Source organism: Pseudomonas sp. GW821-FHT11G12, assembly GCF_058808055.1.
The window spans coordinates 40,442-56,404 of sequence record NZ_JBXARH010000002.1 but is presented as its reverse complement, the minus strand read 5'-3'; the positions used below and the strand labels follow the sequence as shown (position 1 = coordinate 56,404).

Annotated in this window: 19 protein-coding genes; 10 read left to right on the top strand and 9 right to left on the bottom strand. The window is 61.9% G+C overall.

The features are described from left to right. Positions 1-44 precede the first annotated feature (44 nt). Positions 45-335 carry a DUF2782 domain-containing protein gene (locus AC1RR7_RS07960; protein WP_102621163.1) on the top strand — a complete coding sequence of 97 codons (291 nt, stop codon included), beginning with the start codon at positions 45-47 and terminating at the stop codon, positions 333-335. A gap of 60 nt (positions 336-395) precedes the next feature. Beyond that, positions 396-1,349, top strand: coding sequence for a homoserine kinase (locus tag AC1RR7_RS07955; protein ID WP_493157047.1), 954 nt, complete (start codon positions 396-398; stop codon positions 1,347-1,349). Between the two features lie 42 nt (positions 1,350-1,391). On the opposite strand, the gene AC1RR7_RS07950 is transcribed toward AC1RR7_RS07955, so the two are convergent. Further along, on the bottom strand, positions 1,392-2,312 hold the full coding sequence (locus AC1RR7_RS07950) for a zinc ABC transporter substrate-binding protein ZnuA (protein ID WP_096822427.1): 921 nt from the start codon (positions 2,310-2,312) through the stop codon (positions 1,392-1,394). 66 nt (positions 2,313-2,378) lie between these two features. Between AC1RR7_RS07950 and zur the strand changes: the two genes are divergently transcribed. The 4 genes from zur to AC1RR7_RS07930 are packed head-to-tail and all read left to right on the top strand — an operon-like array spanning position 2,379 to position 5,178. After that, positions 2,379-2,861: a zinc uptake transcriptional repressor Zur gene (zur, locus tag AC1RR7_RS07945; protein WP_011331783.1), complete on the top strand. Its 483-nt coding sequence runs from the start codon at positions 2,379-2,381 to the stop codon at positions 2,859-2,861. Next, positions 2,861-3,646: a zinc ABC transporter ATP-binding protein ZnuC gene (znuC, locus tag AC1RR7_RS07940; RefSeq protein ID WP_096822428.1), complete on the top strand. Its 786-nt coding sequence runs from the start codon at positions 2,861-2,863 to the stop codon at positions 3,644-3,646. The genes zur and znuC overlap by 1 nt, the downstream gene beginning before the upstream one ends. Continuing rightward, positions 3,639-4,427: a zinc ABC transporter permease subunit ZnuB gene (znuB, locus tag AC1RR7_RS07935; RefSeq protein ID WP_065260666.1), complete on the top strand. Its 789-nt coding sequence runs from the start codon at positions 3,639-3,641 to the stop codon at positions 4,425-4,427. The genes znuC and znuB overlap by 8 nt, the downstream gene beginning before the upstream one ends. Before the next feature lie 37 nt (positions 4,428-4,464). Beyond that, complete coding sequence (locus AC1RR7_RS07930; protein ID WP_102621160.1) at positions 4,465-5,178, top strand: PA5502 family lipoprotein; 714 nt, start codon at positions 4,465-4,467, stop codon at positions 5,176-5,178. Positions 5,179-5,215: 37 nt separating this feature from the next. Here the strand turns inward: AC1RR7_RS07930 and katE are convergent, their stop codons facing one another. Continuing rightward, on the bottom strand, positions 5,216-7,357 hold the full coding sequence (katE, locus tag AC1RR7_RS07925; RefSeq protein WP_493157045.1) for a catalase HPII: 2,142 nt from the start codon (positions 7,355-7,357) through the stop codon (positions 5,216-5,218). Between the two features lie 259 nt (positions 7,358-7,616). Here katE and AC1RR7_RS07920 point away from each other — a divergent pair, with 259 nt between their 5' ends. The 3 genes from AC1RR7_RS07920 (at position 7,617) to AC1RR7_RS07910 (ending at position 10,146) form a co-directional block, all read left to right on the top strand. Further along, positions 7,617-8,624 carry a methionine ABC transporter ATP-binding protein gene (locus AC1RR7_RS07920; RefSeq protein ID WP_102621158.1) on the top strand — a complete coding sequence of 336 codons (1,008 nt, stop codon included), beginning with the start codon at positions 7,617-7,619 and terminating at the stop codon, positions 8,622-8,624. Then, complete coding sequence (locus AC1RR7_RS07915) at positions 8,624-9,298, top strand: methionine ABC transporter permease (protein WP_096822432.1); 675 nt, start codon at positions 8,624-8,626, stop codon at positions 9,296-9,298. Before AC1RR7_RS07920 ends, AC1RR7_RS07915 begins: the two co-directional genes overlap by 1 nt. Positions 9,299-9,372: 74 nt before the next feature. After that, positions 9,373-10,146, top strand: coding sequence for a MetQ/NlpA family ABC transporter substrate-binding protein (locus AC1RR7_RS07910; RefSeq protein WP_102621157.1), 774 nt, complete (start codon positions 9,373-9,375; stop codon positions 10,144-10,146). 159 nt (positions 10,147-10,305) lie between these two features. On the opposite strand, the gene AC1RR7_RS07905 is transcribed toward AC1RR7_RS07910, so the two are convergent. Genes AC1RR7_RS07905 through AC1RR7_RS07885 form a run of 5 tightly spaced genes read right to left on the bottom strand, consistent with a single transcriptional unit; the run spans position 10,306 to position 14,214 of the window. Then, the gene (locus tag AC1RR7_RS07905) at positions 10,306-10,941 is read right to left on the bottom strand and encodes an SCO family protein (protein WP_085733848.1); all 636 of its coding nucleotides are present in this window, start codon (positions 10,939-10,941) and stop codon (positions 10,306-10,308) included. Then, entirely contained in the window at positions 10,938-11,837 is a 900-nt protein-coding gene (cyoE, locus tag AC1RR7_RS07900; protein ID WP_085733847.1) for a heme o synthase, read from the bottom strand. Before cyoE ends, AC1RR7_RS07905 begins: the two co-directional genes overlap by 4 nt. Then, positions 11,825-12,904 carry a COX15/CtaA family protein gene (locus tag AC1RR7_RS07895; RefSeq protein WP_096822435.1) on the bottom strand — a complete coding sequence of 360 codons (1,080 nt, stop codon included), beginning with the start codon at positions 12,902-12,904 and terminating at the stop codon, positions 11,825-11,827. The genes cyoE and AC1RR7_RS07895 overlap by 13 nt, the downstream gene beginning before the upstream one ends. Positions 12,905-12,914: 10 nt before the next feature. Next, positions 12,915-13,508 (bottom strand): PA_0111/PP_0108 family redox-active disulfide protein, encoded by a 594-nt coding sequence (locus AC1RR7_RS07890; RefSeq protein ID WP_102621189.1) that lies wholly within the window; start codon positions 13,506-13,508, stop codon positions 12,915-12,917. Continuing rightward, the gene (locus tag AC1RR7_RS07885) at positions 13,474-14,214 is read right to left on the bottom strand and encodes an SURF1 family protein (protein ID WP_273537544.1); all 741 of its coding nucleotides are present in this window, start codon (positions 14,212-14,214) and stop codon (positions 13,474-13,476) included. The genes AC1RR7_RS07890 and AC1RR7_RS07885 overlap by 35 nt, the downstream gene beginning before the upstream one ends. Positions 14,215-14,285: 71 nt before the next feature. Here AC1RR7_RS07885 and AC1RR7_RS07880 point away from each other — a divergent pair, with 71 nt between their 5' ends. After that, positions 14,286-14,489: a twin transmembrane helix small protein gene (locus AC1RR7_RS07880; RefSeq protein ID WP_065260656.1), complete on the top strand. Its 204-nt coding sequence runs from the start codon at positions 14,286-14,288 to the stop codon at positions 14,487-14,489. 9 nt (positions 14,490-14,498) lie between these two features. On the opposite strand, the gene AC1RR7_RS07875 is transcribed toward AC1RR7_RS07880, so the two are convergent. Then, on the bottom strand, positions 14,499-15,386 hold the full coding sequence (locus tag AC1RR7_RS07875; protein WP_085733844.1) for a cytochrome c oxidase subunit 3: 888 nt from the start codon (positions 15,384-15,386) through the stop codon (positions 14,499-14,501). 25 nt (positions 15,387-15,411) lie between these two features. Continuing rightward, positions 15,412-15,963: a cytochrome c oxidase assembly protein gene (locus AC1RR7_RS07870; RefSeq protein WP_085733843.1), complete on the bottom strand. Its 552-nt coding sequence runs from the start codon at positions 15,961-15,963 to the stop codon at positions 15,412-15,414.

Below are 15,963 nucleotides of genomic sequence, written 5' to 3'. Positions count from 1 at the left end.
CGCTAGAATAGCGGGACCGTTGACGACAAAGGGACAAGGTTATCATGCGTACGTTAAATCGCTTGCTGCTGGTCAGTTTGATTGCAACCACGCCACTGGCCGCGATCGCGGCGGATGATGCGCCGTCAGCGGAACCGGAGGTCACCATCCGTACCGAAGGTGACAAGACCATCCAGGAGTACCGGCAGAACGGTTTCCTGTACGCGATCAAGGTGACCCAGAAGGGTTTCCCGCCCTATTTTCTGGTGCGCGCGGACGGTACTGATGCAAACTTCATCCGCTCGGACCAGCCGGATATGCTGATCCCCGCGTGGAAGATTTTCGAGTGGAAGTAGTTTCTTAATTTCAACCGGCGCCGACGCGATGGCGGCGCCAGAACTGAGCAGTTTTTAACCATGTCTGTGTTCACCCCCCTGGCTCGGCCCGAGCTGGAAACCTTTCTCGCCCCTTACGGGCTCGGCCGTCTGCTCGATTTCCAGGGGATCGCCGCCGGCAGCGAAAACACCAACTTCTTCATCAGCATGGAAAAGGGCGAGTTCGTCCTGACCCTGGTCGAGCGCGGCCCGGTGCAGGAAATGCCGTTCTTCATCGACCTGCTCGACGTCCTCCACGAAGCCGACCTGCCGGTGCCCTACGCGCTGCGCACCACTGACGGCGTGGCCCTGCGTGAGCTGAAAGGCAAGCCGGCGCTGTTGCAGCCGCGCCTGGCCGGCAAGCACATCAAGCAGGCCAACGCCCAGCATTGCGCGCAGGTCGGTGACTTGCAGGCGCACCTGCACCTGGCAACCCAGGGCAACAACATGATCAAACGCAAGACCGATCGTGGTCTGGACTGGATGCTGGAAGAGGGCACGCAGTTTCTTTCGCATCTGAGCGACGCGCCGCGCGCTCTGCTGCAAACCGCGCTGGACGAAATCACGCAACAGAAAGACAAAATTCTCGCGCTGCCGCGGGCGAACATCCACGCCGACCTGTTCCGCGACAACGCGATGTTCGAAGGCACGCACCTGACCGGGCTGATCGACTTCTACAACGCCTGCTCCGGGCCGATGCTCTACGACGTGGCGATTGCCTTGAACGACTGGTGTTCGGACGATGATGGCCTGATCGACGGCCCGCGTGCGCGGGCCTTCCTCGGTGCCTACGCGGCACTGCGCCCGTTCACTGCGGCCGAGGCCGAGTTGTGGCCGACCATGCTGCGAGTGGCGTGCGTGCGGTTCTGGCTGTCGCGGTTGATTGCGGCGGAATCGTTCGCCGGGCAAGACGTGCTGATTCACGATCCGAAGGAGTTCGAGCAGCGTCTGGCGCAGCGTCAGCAGGTCAGCACACAGCTGCCGTTTGCCCTGTAAAAGAAAAAAACCGCAGCCTGTGCAGGCTGCGGTTTTTTTGTATTAGAGCGACTCCAGGCACCCTGCCAGATCATTCCCCAGCTTCTCCAGCACTTGCTCATAACCCTGAGCAGTTGCCGGCGTGTAGCCGCCCAACGCATCCAGCTCCGCCAGCTTCACCGGCAGGCCCGCCACCAGGGTTTCGGCCAAGCGTGGGCGCAACGGCGGCTCACTGAACACGCAAGTCTTGCCGACTTCCTGCAAGCGCGCACGCATCGCCGCGACATGCTGGGCGCCTGGCTGCACTTCCGCCGCAACGCTGAACACGCCGGTGTGTTTCAAGCCGTAGGCCTCTTCGAAGTAGTCGAAGGCTTCGTGGAAGACGAAGTAGGGTTTGCCTTCAACGCTGGCCAGGCGCTTCTTCAAACGCTGATCCAGCGCATCGAGACGCGCGTCGAACGCCTTGGCGTTGCTTTGATAGCGCTCGGCATTGGCCGGGTCGGCAGCGCTCAGGTCGGCGGCCATCTTGTCGGCAATAACCCGCGCGTTCACCGGCGATAGCCACAAATGCGCATCGAGAGTACCTGGGCGGTGATCATGATCATGCTCGTCGGCGTCTTCGGCGTGGGAGTGGCTGTCTTCGGCGAAGCGACGCAGCTTCATGCCCGACAGGTCCTGCACCGCGACGCTCGGCAGCGTACGACCATTCAGCACGCGTGGCAGGAAACCTTCCATGTCCGGGCCGATCCAGTACAGCAGGTCCACCGATTGCACCTTGCGCACGTCGGACGGGCGCAACGCATAGTTATGCGGCGAAGCCCCCGGTGGCAGCAGCACTTCGGGAATCGCCACGCCGTCCTGCACGGCGGCGGCAATCAATTGCAGCGGCTTGATGCTGGTGAGGACTCTGACTTCGGCCTGGGCCGAACCGATCAGCAGAAAACTGGCGACAAATGCCACAAAAACAGAAAAAAGTCGGGACACGATGACCACTCAAGGAGGCGAGAACGGGTAACATAATAACGTCTCTAACCAAACTCGTCGCCGCTCATGCCTATTACCCCGATTGCCAGCCGTCCCCACGACCACTCCCATTGCGTCCACAGCGCCCTGTCCGAGGCCGATGCCTTGTGTGCACAGAAAGGCCTGCGCCTGACCGCATTGCGTCGGCGGGTGCTGGAACTGGTCTGGCAGAGCCACAAGCCGCTGGGTGCCTACGACATCCTCGCTGTGCTCAGCGAGCAGGATGGCCGCCGCGCCGCGCCGCCGACCGTGTACCGCGCACTGGATTTCCTGCTGGAAAATGGCCTGGTTCACCGCATCTCCTCGCTGAACGCCTTTGTCGGCTGCGTTCACCCGAAACATTCGCACCAGGGGCAGTTCCTGATCTGCCGCGAGTGCCACGCCGCCATCGAGCTTGAGCAAAAAACCATCAGCGATGCGATCGTCCACAGCGCCAAGGACGTCGGCTTCATCGTCGAGGCCCAGACTGTCGAAGTGGTCGGCCTCTGCTCCGGTTGCCGGGGGGCTTGATGAGTGATGCGTTGATCCGTCTGGAGCAGGTGGCTGTCCGGTTTGCCGGGCAGAACGTGCTGGACAACATTCACCTGAGCGTCGAACCGGGGCAGATCGTCACCCTGATCGGCCCCAACGGCGCCGGCAAGACCACGCTGGTGCGCGCCGTGCTCGGGCTGTTGAAGCCCGACAGCGGCAGCGTCTGGCGCAAGCCGAAACTGCGCATCGGCTACATGCCGCAAAAACTGCACGTCGATCCGACCTTGCCGCTGTCAGTGCTGCGCTTCCTGCGGCTGGTGCCGGGTGTTGATCGTCCGCGTGCGCTGGCGGCACTCAAGGAAGTCGGCGCCGAGCACGTCATCGACAGCCCGGTGCAAAGCGTTTCCGGCGGCGAAATGCAGCGCGTGCTGCTGGCCCGGGCGCTGTTGCGCGAGCCGGAACTGCTGGTGCTCGACGAGCCGGTGCAAGGTGTCGATGTGGCCGGGCAAGCCGAGCTGTACAGCCTGATCACCCGCCTGCGCGACCGTCATGGCTGCGGCGTGTTGATGGTCTCCCACGACCTGCATCTGGTGATGAGCACCACCGACCAGGTGGTGTGCCTCAACCGTCACGTCTGCTGCTCCGGGCATCCCGAGCAGGTCAGTGGCGACCCGGCTTTCGTCGAGTTGTTCGGCAATCACGCGCCGAGCCTGGCGGTCTATCACCACCATCACGACCACGCCCACGACCTGCACGGTTCGGTGGTCAAAGGGCCTGTGACGGGCCAACCTCACGTTCACGGAGATAGCTGCAAGCATGGCTGATTTTCTGTTTTACGCCCTGCTTGCAGGTCTGGCGCTGGCGGTGGTCGCGGGGCCGCTCGGCTCATTCGTGGTCTGGCGGCGCATGGCCTATTTCGGCGACACCCTGTCCCACGCCGCGCTGCTCGGCGTGGCGCTGGGCTTTCTGCTGGATGTCAGCCCGACCGTTGCGGTCACCGTGGGCTGCCTGCTGCTGGCGGTGCTGCTGGTAACCCTGCAACAACGTCAGCCACTGGCGTCCGACACGTTGTTGGGCATTCTTGCGCCGAGCACGCTCTCTCTCGGGCTGGTGGTACTAAGCTTCATGCATGAAGTGCGGATCGACCTGATGGCCTATCTGTTTGGCGATCTGTTGGCGATCAGTCCGACTGACCTTGCATGGATCCTCGGTGGCAGCGCGGCGGTGCTGGTGCTGCTGGTGACGCTGTGGCGGCCGCTGCTGGCGATCACCGTGCACGAAGAGCTGGCCCGGGTCGAAGGCCTGCCGGTGGCTGGTTTGCGCATGGCGCTGATGTTGCTGATCGCAGTGGTGATCGCCGTGGCGATGAAAATCGTCGGTGTGTTGCTGATTACGTCGTTGTTGATCATCCCGGCAGCTGCGGCACAACGTCACGCCCGCTCGCCGGAGCAGATGGCACTGGGCGCGAGCCTGCTGGGCATGCTCGCCGTGTGTGGCGGGCTGGCGTTGTCCTGGTTCAAGGACACCCCGGCCGGCCCGTCAATCGTTGTGACGGCGGCCGCACTGTTTCTGCTGAGTTTTGTTCTGCCCCGTCGAGGGGTGTAGACTTGCTCGTTTTTTGCGCAAATAGAGAGTCGCAGGAATGAAGCCGTTCGCCTCCCGTTATCTGCTCCTTGTCGCATTTTCAGTGCTGCTGGGCGCCTGCCAAAGCACGCCGCCGGTGGCCGAAGCCCCCGATGCGCGGGCCACGGCCATCGCACAGCTGGAGCAAAGCCTGGCCAGCAGCGAACTGGCCACAGCCGAAGACCAATTGGCAGCCTTGCAGGCCGAAACGCCCAACGATCAGTCCCTTGAGCAATACCAGCGCCAGTTGGCCGAAGCCTATCTGCGCCGCAGCCAGATCGTCCTGCAGAAGGGCGATGTGAATGCTGCCGCAACTGCTTTGGCCCGCGCCCGCGCGCTGATGCCCAAGGCCCCGGCGCTGACCGGTGGCGTCAACGGCGCCATCACCGAAGCCCGCAAGGCTGAGCTGGAGAAAGCCGAAGCGGCACTTCAGGCCGCCGAAGCCAAGCCGAAAGCCAAGGTGATCGATCCGACCGCCGAAAGCACCACGGTTGCGCTGAATATCACCGATAGCCGCAAACTTCGCCGTCAACTCGACGCGATCGCCGCCGATGTGGTGAATTACGACTGTGCGGTGAGCATTCAGGCGCCGCGCACCAATGATTACCCATGGCTGGCGACGTTGATCACCAAGCGCGTGAAGAAGCTCGATCCGGATTTCGATCTGCAGATCGAGAAACAGATCTTGCGCACAGTTCCGGCACAGATGGTCTTGAGCCCACGCAAACCTTGAATGACCGCAGCCTGCATTTCGCAGGCTGCGGTTTTTTTCAGGCCGGAATCGCCTTGGCCTTCGCTTCCCGATCCCAGACCCGATGCTGCCCGATCGCCGCAAAGAACGACTTGGTCAGCGCTTTCACATCCTTGCCCTCGATCAGCCCGGCATCCACCTCCAGCTTCAACACATCCAGTAACTGCCTGGCGTCGCCTTGCAGCGCAATTGCCTTCAGGTGTTTGTAAGCCTCCAGCAGGTAATGCAACGCCACGCCGTCACCACTCAACACCTTGACCGACGCCGCGCCACCCGGCACGAACACCGCGTCGAACGCCACCGAAGGCAAACCTTCCATCGACGCATCAACCGCCAGGCTTTTGCCATCGGCTGTCTTTACCGGCGCCGAGGTCGGGCCGAGCAATTTGGCGTGCGCGCCTTCCGCTGCCAGAGCTTTCTTCATCGCATCGATCGCTGCACCATCGACACCATTGGCCGCCAGAATCGCCACTTTTCGCGTCTTGATGTTCTCCGGCAACAGGTTGGCCTGACTCAGGGCCGGCGAGTGATCCAAAGATGTCTTGCGTGCCTCGACCGTGCCTTTGGCCGGCGCTGGCAACCCAAGGTTGTGCGCCACGCGCTTGGCCAGTTCCAGGTCGATGTTGGCCAGAATCTCGTTCACTTCCCGGGCCCGAATGTGCTCCCGCTCAACCTTGCCCAGTTCGAAGCTGTAGGCCGAAATGATGTGTTCCTGTTCGTGCTTGCTCATGCTCTTGAAGAACAGCCGCGCCTGGGAGAAGTGATCGCTGAACGACTCGCTGCGCTGACGGATCTTGTTGGCGTCGATGCGTTCCGGGTAGCTTTCGAACCCGCCGTCCTGCGCGGCCGGTGGAGTTTCTTTCGGCCAGCCGCCATCAATCGAGTTCGGCTCGTAGGACGCGCGACCCTTGTCGATTACCGTGCGGTGCTGGGCATCGCGCTGGCCGTTGTGGAAGGGCGCGACCGGGCGATTGATCGGCAGCTCATGAAAGTTCGGCCCGCCGAGTCGGCTGATCTGTGTGTCGGTGTAGGAAAACAGCCGACCTTGCAGCAACGGGTCATTGGAGAAGTCGATGCCCGGCACGATATGGCCGGGGCAGAACGCGACCTGTTCGGTTTCGGCGAAGAAGTTGTCGGGGTTGCGGTTGAGGGTCATCTTGCCCAGCGGCGTGATCGGGACGATTTCCTCGGGAATCAGTTTGGTAGGGTCGAGGATGTCGAAATCGAAGTCGTGCTCGTTTTCCTCCTCGATGACTTGTACGCCAAGTTCCCATTCCGGGTAGTCCCCGGTCTCGATGGCCTCCCAGAGGTCGCGCCGATGGTAGTCAGTGTCTTTACCCGCCAGCTTCTGCGCTTCGTCCCACACCAGCGAACAGGTGCCGGCGGTGGGGCGCCAGTGGAATTTGACGAAGCGCGACTTGCCCTCGACGTTGATCAGCCGGAAGGTGTGCACGCCGAAACCCTGCATGCTGCGCAGGCTTTTCGGGATGGCCCGGTCGGACATGGCCCAGATGACCATGTGCGCCGATTCCGGCACCAGCGACACGAAGTCCCAGAACGTGTCGTGAGCCGAGCCGCCGGTGGGCATTTCGTTGTGCGGCTCGGGTTTTACCGCGTGGACGAAGTCGGGAAACTTGATCGCGTCCTGAATGAAGAACACCGGCATGTTGTTGCCGACCAGATCGAAGTTGCCTTCGTCAGTGAAGAACTTCACGGCAAAACCACGGACGTCGCGTACGGTATCGCCGGAGCCGCGTGGCCCTTGCACCGTGGAAAAGCGTACGAAAACCGGGGTTTTCTTCCCCGGGTCCCGTAGGAAACCAGCCTTGGTCAGCGCGGAATGGTTCTCGTAGGTTTGAAAGAAACCATGTGCACCCGTGCCGCGGGCATGGACGATACGCTCGGGAATCCGCTCATGGTCAAAGTGCGTGATTTTCTCACGCATGATGAAGTCTTCGAGAAGCGACGGCCCACGGGGCCCGGCCTTCAGCGTGTTCTGATTGTCAGCGATCTTCACACCCTGATTGGTGCGCAGGGCCTGGCCGGTGGCGTCGGAGCGAAACTTTTCCAGGCTGTCGAGTTTGGCGTTGGTGTTGGCGCGATCCGGGGTGTTGGTCCCGGCCAGTTGGCTTTTGTCGTTGGCAGGCTTTTTGGTACTCATCAGACGTAAACTCCTCGTTTGACCCCGGTCGCGCCGGGGCTCTTGAGTGGTTCCCGGGCACGGTACCCGGAGTTTCAAGTCGCTTAACTAGTGACTGACGAGGGTTTTTGCCGTTCCTTTTTTATGACCTTTGATCGCGTTATTGCCAAATGAAAGGTTGAATGCGGAATAAATGCTAATAACCTCTATACGGACAGGCTAAAATGCGCGCCCGGCTAACCGCTGATCCTTTTCCAACGCGCCCCACAAGGTTCGCTACGTGATCGAGTTTCAAAACGTCCATAAGACTTACCGCGTCGCCGGTAAGGACATCACCGCGCTGCATCCGACCAGTCTCTCCATCGAGAACGGTCAGGTGTTCGGCCTGATTGGCCATTCCGGTGCGGGAAAAAGTACCCTGCTGCGTCTGATCAATCGCCTGGAAGAATCCAGTGGCGGCAAGATCATTGTCGACGGCGAAGAAGTCACCGCGCTGGACGCCAACGGCCTGCGCCGTTTCCGTCAGCAAGTCGGGATGATCTTCCAGCACTTCAACCTGCTGGCGTCCAAGACCGTGGCCGACAACGTCGCGCTGCCGCTGACCCTCGCCGGTGAACTGTCCCGCGCCGAGATCGACCAGCGTGTGGCCGAGTTGCTCAAGCGCGTCGGTTTGTCCGATCACGCGAAAAAATTCCCGGCGCAGTTGTCCGGTGGCCAGAAGCAGCGCGTCGGTATTGCCCGTGCCCTGGCGACCAAGCCGAAAATCCTGCTGTGCGACGAAGCCACCAGCGCCCTCGACCCGCAGACCACCGCGTCGGTGCTGCAACTGCTGGCCGAGATCAACCGTGAGCTGAAGCTGACCATCGTGCTGATCACCCACGAGATGGACGTGATCCGCCGTGTGTGCGATCAGGTGGCGGTGATGGACGCCGGCGTGATCGTCGAGCAAGGCTCGGTGGCCGACGTGTTCCTGCATCCGAAGCACCCGACCACCAAGCGTTTCGTCCAGGAAGACGAGCAGATCGACGAAAGCGAGCAGCGCGATGACTTCGCTCACGTGCCGGGCCGCATCGTACGTCTGACCTTCCAGGGCGAAGCGACCTACGCGCCGTTGCTCGGAACCGTCGCCCGGGAAACCGGTGTGGACTACAGCATCCTGGCCGGTCGTATCGACCGCATCAAAGACATTCCTTACGGGCAATTGACCCTCGCCGTCACCGGTGGCGACATGGACGCGGCGTTCGCCCGCTTCACCGCCGCTGACGTTCACATGGAGGTGTTGCGCTAATGGCAGACCTGATGAGTTTCTTCACCAATATCGACTGGTACGAAATCTGGCTGGCCACTGGCGACACCATGATGATGCTCGGCGGTTCGCTGCTGTTCACCGTGTTGCTCGGCCTGCCGCTGGGCGTGTTGCTGTTCCTCTGCAGCCCGCGTCAGTTGCTTGAAGCCAAGGGCGTATATGCGCTGCTGTCGCTGGTGGTGAACATTCTGCGTTCGTTGCCGTTCATTATTCTGTTGATCGTGATGATCCCGTTCACCGTACTGATCACCGGCACCTCGCTGGGTGTGGCCGGTGCGATTCCGCCGTTGGTGGTGGGTGCAACGCCGTTCTTCGCGCGGTTGGTGGAAACCGCCCTGCGTGAAGTCGATCGCGGCATTATCGAAGCGACCCAGTCGATGGGCGCGACCACTCGGCAGATCATCATGAACGCCTTGTTGCCGGAGGCCCGTCCGGGCATCTTCGCGGCGATTACGGTGACGGCGATTACACTGGTTTCCTACACCGCAATGGCCGGTGTGGTCGGCGCCGGTGGCCTGGGTGACCTGGCGATTCGTTTCGGCTACCAGCGTTTCCAGACCGACGTGATGATCGTCACCGTGGTGTTGCTGCTGATTCTGGTGCAAGTGCTGCAAATGGCAGGCGACCGACTGGTCGTTCACTTTTCGCGCAAATAACCGGTTTTGTAATGACATGAGCCGGCCATTCGCTGGCAGGCGCCAGACGGGCGCCGTAAAAAGGAGTTAGCTGAATGAAAAAACTGATCGTTGCCCTGGCTGCCGTTGCAGCGTTCTCGGCTCACGCCGACGAAACCCTGACCGTTGCCGCCACCCCGGTGCCGCACGCGGAAATCCTCGAATTCGTGAAGCCGGTTCTGGCCAAAGAAGGCGTGGATCTGAAGGTCAAGGTCTTCACCGATTACATCCAGCCGAACGTGCAGGTGGCCGAGAAGCGTCTGGACGCCAACTTCTTCCAGCACCAGCCGTACCTCGATGAGTTCAACAAGGCCAAGGGCACCAGCCTGGTCGCCGTGACCGGCGTGCACCTGGAGCCGCTGGGCGCTTACTCCAGCAAGATCAAGAAGCTCGACGAGCTGCCAAGCGGCGCCAACGTGGTGATCCCGAACGACGCCACCAACGGCGGCCGTGCGCTGTTGCTGCTGGCCAAGGCTGGCGTGATCACCCTGAAGGATCCGACCAACATCCTGTCGACCGTCAAGGACATCGCCCAGAACCCGAAAGACCTGAAAATCCGTGAACTGGAAGCCGCGACCATCCCGCGCGTGCTGACCCAGGTCGACCTGGCGCTGATCAACACCAACTACGCGCTGGAAGCCAAGCTGGATCCGTCCAAGGACGCGCTGATCATCGAAGGCAGCGACTCGCCTTACGTGAACATTCTGGTGTCCCGTGCGGACAACAAGGACAGCGACGCCATGAAGAAACTGGCCGCTGCCCTGCACAGCCCGGAAGTGAAGAAATTCATTACCGAGAAGTACAAAGGCGCGGTGTTGCCGGCGTTCTAATCTGATCGTGCCCATGCTCTGCGTGGGCATGCATCCCCGGACGCTCCGCGTCCACTGGGACGCAGAGCGTCCCTTGCTGCATTCCCACGCAGAGCGTGGGAACGATCAAAAACGAAAAAGGGGACGCCAGTGGCGTCCCCTTTTTTGTGCATTCAGCGTTTACTTGCGGTTCAACATCACCGGCAACTGCGCGACCAGTTTGGCGTTGTTCAACGGCGCACGAATAAACCCACGCTGCGTCCCGTCCGGCCCGATCACCGCAAGGTTTCCGCTGTGATCAACGGTGTAGTTCGGCTTGCTGGTGTCCGCCGGAATGAACGGAATGCTCACCGCGTTGGCTACCTTCTGCAGCTCCTCGATCGACTTCGGTGTCAGGCCGATGAACTGCGGATCGAAGTAGCCCAGGTACTGCTTCAACTGCGCAGGGTTGTCGCGGTTCGGGTCGACGCTGACCAGCACGATCTGCAACTTGTCCACAGCATCCTTCGGCAATTCGCTCTTGATCTGGCGCAGTTGGGCGAGGGTGGTCGGGCAGATGTCCGGGCAGAAGGTGTAACCGAAGAACAGCAGGCTCCACTTGCCCTTGAGCTCGTTGACCGTGACCGGTTGGCCGTCCTGATTGGTCATCGTCACGTCCGGCAGGTTGCGGCTTTGCGGCAGCAGGATGATGCCGGCGTCGATCAGCGCCGTCGGGTCGCCCTGGCCCTTGCCGCTCAGCACTTTGTTGACGGTCAGGCCGAGGATCAGCGCGATCACGGCCACGAGGATGAAGACGGTTTTCTGGGTTCGAGTCATAGGTTCAACAGTAAGTAGTGGTCTACGAGCAGGGCGATGAACAGCAGAAACAAGTACCAGATAGAGTACTTGAAGGTGTTGATCGCCGCGTGCGGCCGAGTGCCACGGTACAGCACCACGGCCCATTGCAGAAACCTTGCGCCCAGGCCGAGGGCGCAGATCAGGTACAGCGCGCCGCTCATGTGGATCACGTACGGCAACAGGCTGACCGCCAGCAGGGCGAAGGTGTACAGCAGAATGTGCACCTTGGTGTAGTGCTCGCCGTGGGTGACCGGCAGCATCGGGATGTCGGCTTTCGCGTATTCCTCCTTGCGGTGGATCGCCAGCGCCCAGAAGTGCGGCGGGGTCCAGGCGAAGATGATCAACACCAGCAGCAACGGTTCGGCGCTGACGTGGCCGGTGGCGGCGGTCCAGCCAAGCAGCGGCGGTGCGGCGCCGGCGAGGCCGCCGATGACGATGTTCTGCGGCGTCGCGCGCTTGAGGAATCCGGTGTAGATCACCGCGTAGCCGAGCAGCGAGGCCAGGGTCAGCCACGCGGTCAGCGGATTGGTGAAGGTCAGCAGCAAGGCCTGGCCGAGCAGCGCCAGCACCAGTGCAAAGGTCAGTGCCGCCGTGGGCGAAACCCGGCCCTCGGCCAGCGGCCGTTTATGGGTGCGCGCCATGACGGCGTCGATGCGCCGGTCCACCACATGATTGACCGCCGCCGCACCACCGGCACACAGCGCGATCCCCAGGTTGCCGAACACCAGCACCGTCCACGGCACGCCAGCGCGGGTCGCGAGGAACATGCCGACCAGCGAGGTGATCAGCATCAGCACCACAACTTTCGGTTTGGTCAGCTCCAGATAGTCTCGCCACAACGCCTGCGCGGGACGTTCGCCGATCAGAATCGCCATGGCGTCTCTCCTTTTATCGTGATGGGCGCCGCCGACTGTTTACGCGGGCTCAGGTGCCAGCGCGCAAGCATCGGTTGCTTGACCCGAACCAGACTGGTTCGCGCGTGATAGTTGACCAGCACCATGGTCAGCAGCAGGGCAGCGCCGCCGGCGTTGTGCGCCACGGCCACCGGCAGCGGCAGGTGAAACAGCACGTTGCTGATGCCGAGGGTGATCTGCGCGCCGAGGGCGATCAGCACCAGCCCGGCCAGCCGCGTCATGCCCACGACTTTCAGTTGCCAGGCCAGACCGAGCAGGACAATCGTCACCAGCAGGGCGCCGATGCGGTGGGTCAGGTGAATCGCCGTGCGCGCATCGCTGTCGAGTTGCCCGCCGAGGTAATTGGGGCCGATGTGTTGGGTCAGGTGAAAGCCGTTGGCGAAGTCCGCCGGCGGCAGCCATTGGCCGTGGCAGGTCGGGAAGTCGATGCAGGCCACTGCCGCATAGTTGGAACTGACCCAGCCGCCGAGGGCGATCTGACCTATTACCAATAGCAGCCCGGCGGTGGCCCAATATTGAAGACGCTTGGGCACGGTCAGCGCCGGCAGCACGCCGGACAGTCTCAATGTCAGCAGAAATAGCAGGCTCAAGGTCGCGAAGCCTCCAAGCAAATGCCCGGTCACCACTTGCGGCCAGAGCTTGAGCGTCACCGTCCACATGCCGAACGCGGCCTGGGCGAACACCACCGCCAGCAGAAACAGCGGCAGCTTCAGCGGTTGGCCCGGATGACGGCGGTTAACCCACGCCCGCCCGGCCAGAATCGAGATCAGCATGCCGAGGGTGCCGGCGAAGTAACGGTGGATCATCTCGTTCCAGCCTTTGTGCGCCTCCACGGGCGAGTCGGGGTAATGCAGTTCGGCATGGGCCAGTTGGGCTTCGCTTTTCGGCACGCTGATAAACCCGTAGCAGCCGGGCCAGTCCGGGCAGCCGAGTCCGGCGTGAGTCAGGCGGGTGTAGGCGCCGAGCAGCACCACGATCAGTGCGAGCAGGGTGGCAAACAGCGCGAGGCGAAATCCAGGTTTGGCCATGACGATGCCCTTATCCGATGTTCGACAGTTTCAGCAGGTGGCGCAGGTCGTTGAGCAGATCCTTGCCCTTGACGCTCGGGTCGTAGCGCAGCACGAGATTGCCGTGGGGATCGACGATCCACAGCTGTGGCGTGGTTTTGTCACCGGTGGCTTTGCCGAACGCGGCGGTGTCCAGCGGATAGCGTTGCAGTTGCGGATATTCGCGGCTCAGCTTGGCTTCGTAGTCGGCCGTCAGCGGTTGCGCGGAAGCGAGTGCATGGCTGGCGCGACCGGCATCGCGGCCGAGGCCGATCTGAATCTGCCGCGCCAGGTACACCAGTTGCTGGCAGTCCACCGCGCAGTCCTTCGGCGCGGTTACCAGCATCTGCCAGCGTTCTTCGTCAGCCGCTACGCCGAGGTCGGCACGGCTCTGGCCGTTGCCGATCAGTTCACCGTGATAGCTGCGACCGTCCGGCACCCAGAACTGCAGCTTGTACATGCCGGTGGCGAGGATCATCGGGCCGATCACGCCGAGCAGGATCAGCAGCAGTTGAATGCGGCCGCGACGGCGACTGGCCGGGGCTTTTGCTTCAGACATGCTGGGTGGATTCATGGCCGCTCCCATGGTGTTTCTCCTTTGCGTTGTGCCAGCCGAGATAGAGGTAAAGACCGAACAGGGCGGTGGCCATGGCGAACCACTGCACGGCGTAACCGAGGTGTTTTTCCGGGCCCATGGCAACCACCGGCCAGTCGACCTGATAGCTGGCGGGGCCGGGTTCTGCGCGTAATTCATAGGCGAAGCCGTCGCGCTCGAGGGTTTTCCACCATTTGGCGGGTTCGACGGCGGTGACGGTTTGCGGCCAGGTGCTGCTGACCGGGTCGGCGTGCAACTGGAAGGTCGCGCCGGGGGCGACATACACCCAGGCGTCGACATTCACGGCATCGGCCGGTGTCTTGAATTGCGGGGTAACGCGCCGGTCCGGCCACGGCAGCCAGCCACGATTGACCAGCAGCCACAGGCCGGTGCGCTGATCCTGAAACGGTTGCAGCAGCTCGACGCCGACCTTGCCGTCACGTTGACGGTTGTCCAGCAGCAGGCTGTGGGCGGCATCGAACTGGCCGTGCAGATGCACCCGGCGAAAGGCCGGATCGGTGCTGTGCACGAGCTCGGTGCTGGCCATCGGTTCGGCGGCGCGGCGTTCGGCGTAGCTGGCGAGCAGGGCGGTTTTCTCCGCGCCCCGGCCCAACTGCCAGAAACCCAGCGAAATCAGCAGCGGCAGCAGCAAGGCGACCACCAGCGTCGGCACGACGCCCGGCCGAAAGCGCTTCATGGCCGCGCCAGAAAAGCAGTGAATGCGACCGCTATACTTGATTGCATCGCCTGTACCCCCGGAGTCTTCCCATGCTCAAAGCAGCTATCGTCCTGATGCTGATTGCCACGGTGATCAGCCTGTTCAGCGGCCTGTTTTTCCTGGTCAAGGACGACAGCAGCTCGAATCGCCTGGTCATCGCCTTGAGTGTTCGGGTGGCATTGGCCGCTTGCACCGTCGGCTTGATTGCCTGGGGTTTCTACAGCGGCCAACTGGTGTCGCACGCGCCTTGGTAGCTCTGTCCTTCAGAGCACGTAAACGAAGATGAACAAGCCGATCCACACCACATCGACGAAGTGCCAGTACCAGCTCGCGGCTTCGAAGCCGAACTGGTGCTCGTTGTCGAAGTGGCCGCGCATGATCCGCATCAGCATCACGAACAGAATGATCGTGCCGATGGTCACGTGGGCGCCGTGGAACCCGGTGAGCATGAAGAACGTCGCGCCGTAGATGCCGGAACCGAGGGTCAGGCCCAGCTCGTGATAGGCGTGCATGTACTCCTCGGCCTGCAAGGCGAGGAAGCCGCAACCCAGCAGCACGGTGATCAACAGCCACAGCTTCAGCGCACCGCGATGACCTTTCTTCAGGGCGTGGTGAGCGATGGTGATGGTCACGCTGGAGCTCACCAGCAGGATGGTGTTGATCAGCGGCAGGCCCCACGGGCTGATGACTTCCTTGGGCGGCGGGAACAGTTTCGGATCCGGCGTGTGCAATAGCGGCCAGGTGAACTGGAAGTTCGGCCAGAGCATGTGGGCGATGCCTTTGGTACCTTCGCCGCCCAACGCCGGACCGGAAATGTGCCGCACATAGAACAGCGCGCCGAAGAAGGCGATGAAGAACATCACCTCGGAGAAGATGAACCAGCTCATGCCCCAGCGGAACGAGCGGTCCAGCTGCGGGCTGTACAACCCCGCGCGGCTTTCCTTGATCACTGTGCCGAACCAGCCGAACAGCATGTACGCCAGCAACAGGCCACCGACGAAAAAGATCAGCGGGCCGTGGGATTCAGGGCGCGCTGCCTTCAGATCGTTGAACCAGGTCGCCAGGCCGTACACCGTGGTGACCATGCCGATGGTCGCGACGATCGGCCATTTGCTCTGGGCCGGGACGTAATAGTGCTCATGAGTTGCCATTTATTGTTCTCCTTATCGGGCACGCTTAACCGCCAGTGTTTGCAGCCACCGGAGGATGTCGGGCGGTGATATCGAACAGCGTGTAGGACAGCGTCAGGTGCTTCACGTCCTTGGGCATGTCGCGGTCAACGATGAAACGCACCGGCATCTCGATCTGCTGACCGGGCTGCAGCACCTGCTGGGTAAAGCAAAAACATTCGGTCTTGTGGAAATACGCCGCCGCTTCGCTCGGGGCGATGCTCGGTACGGCCTGGGCGCTCATCGGTTTGTCGGTGGGATTGCGCGCGATGAAGATCATCTCGTTGACCGCGCCGGGGTTGGCCGTCAGTTCGTCATGCTTGGGATAGAAATCCCAAGGCATGTCGACATTGTTGGTCGACAGGAACTGCACCCGCACCTGCCGGGACTTGTCCACAACCTGCTCGCCTTCGTACTGCCCGGCGGTCTTGCCGTTGATGCCGAACGCCTTGCACATCACGTCGTAGATCGGCACCAGGGCAAAACCGAAGACAAACATCGCCACCACCACGCCGAGCAGTCGGGTCACCAGTTTCTTTAGCGATATCGAGTCAGCCAT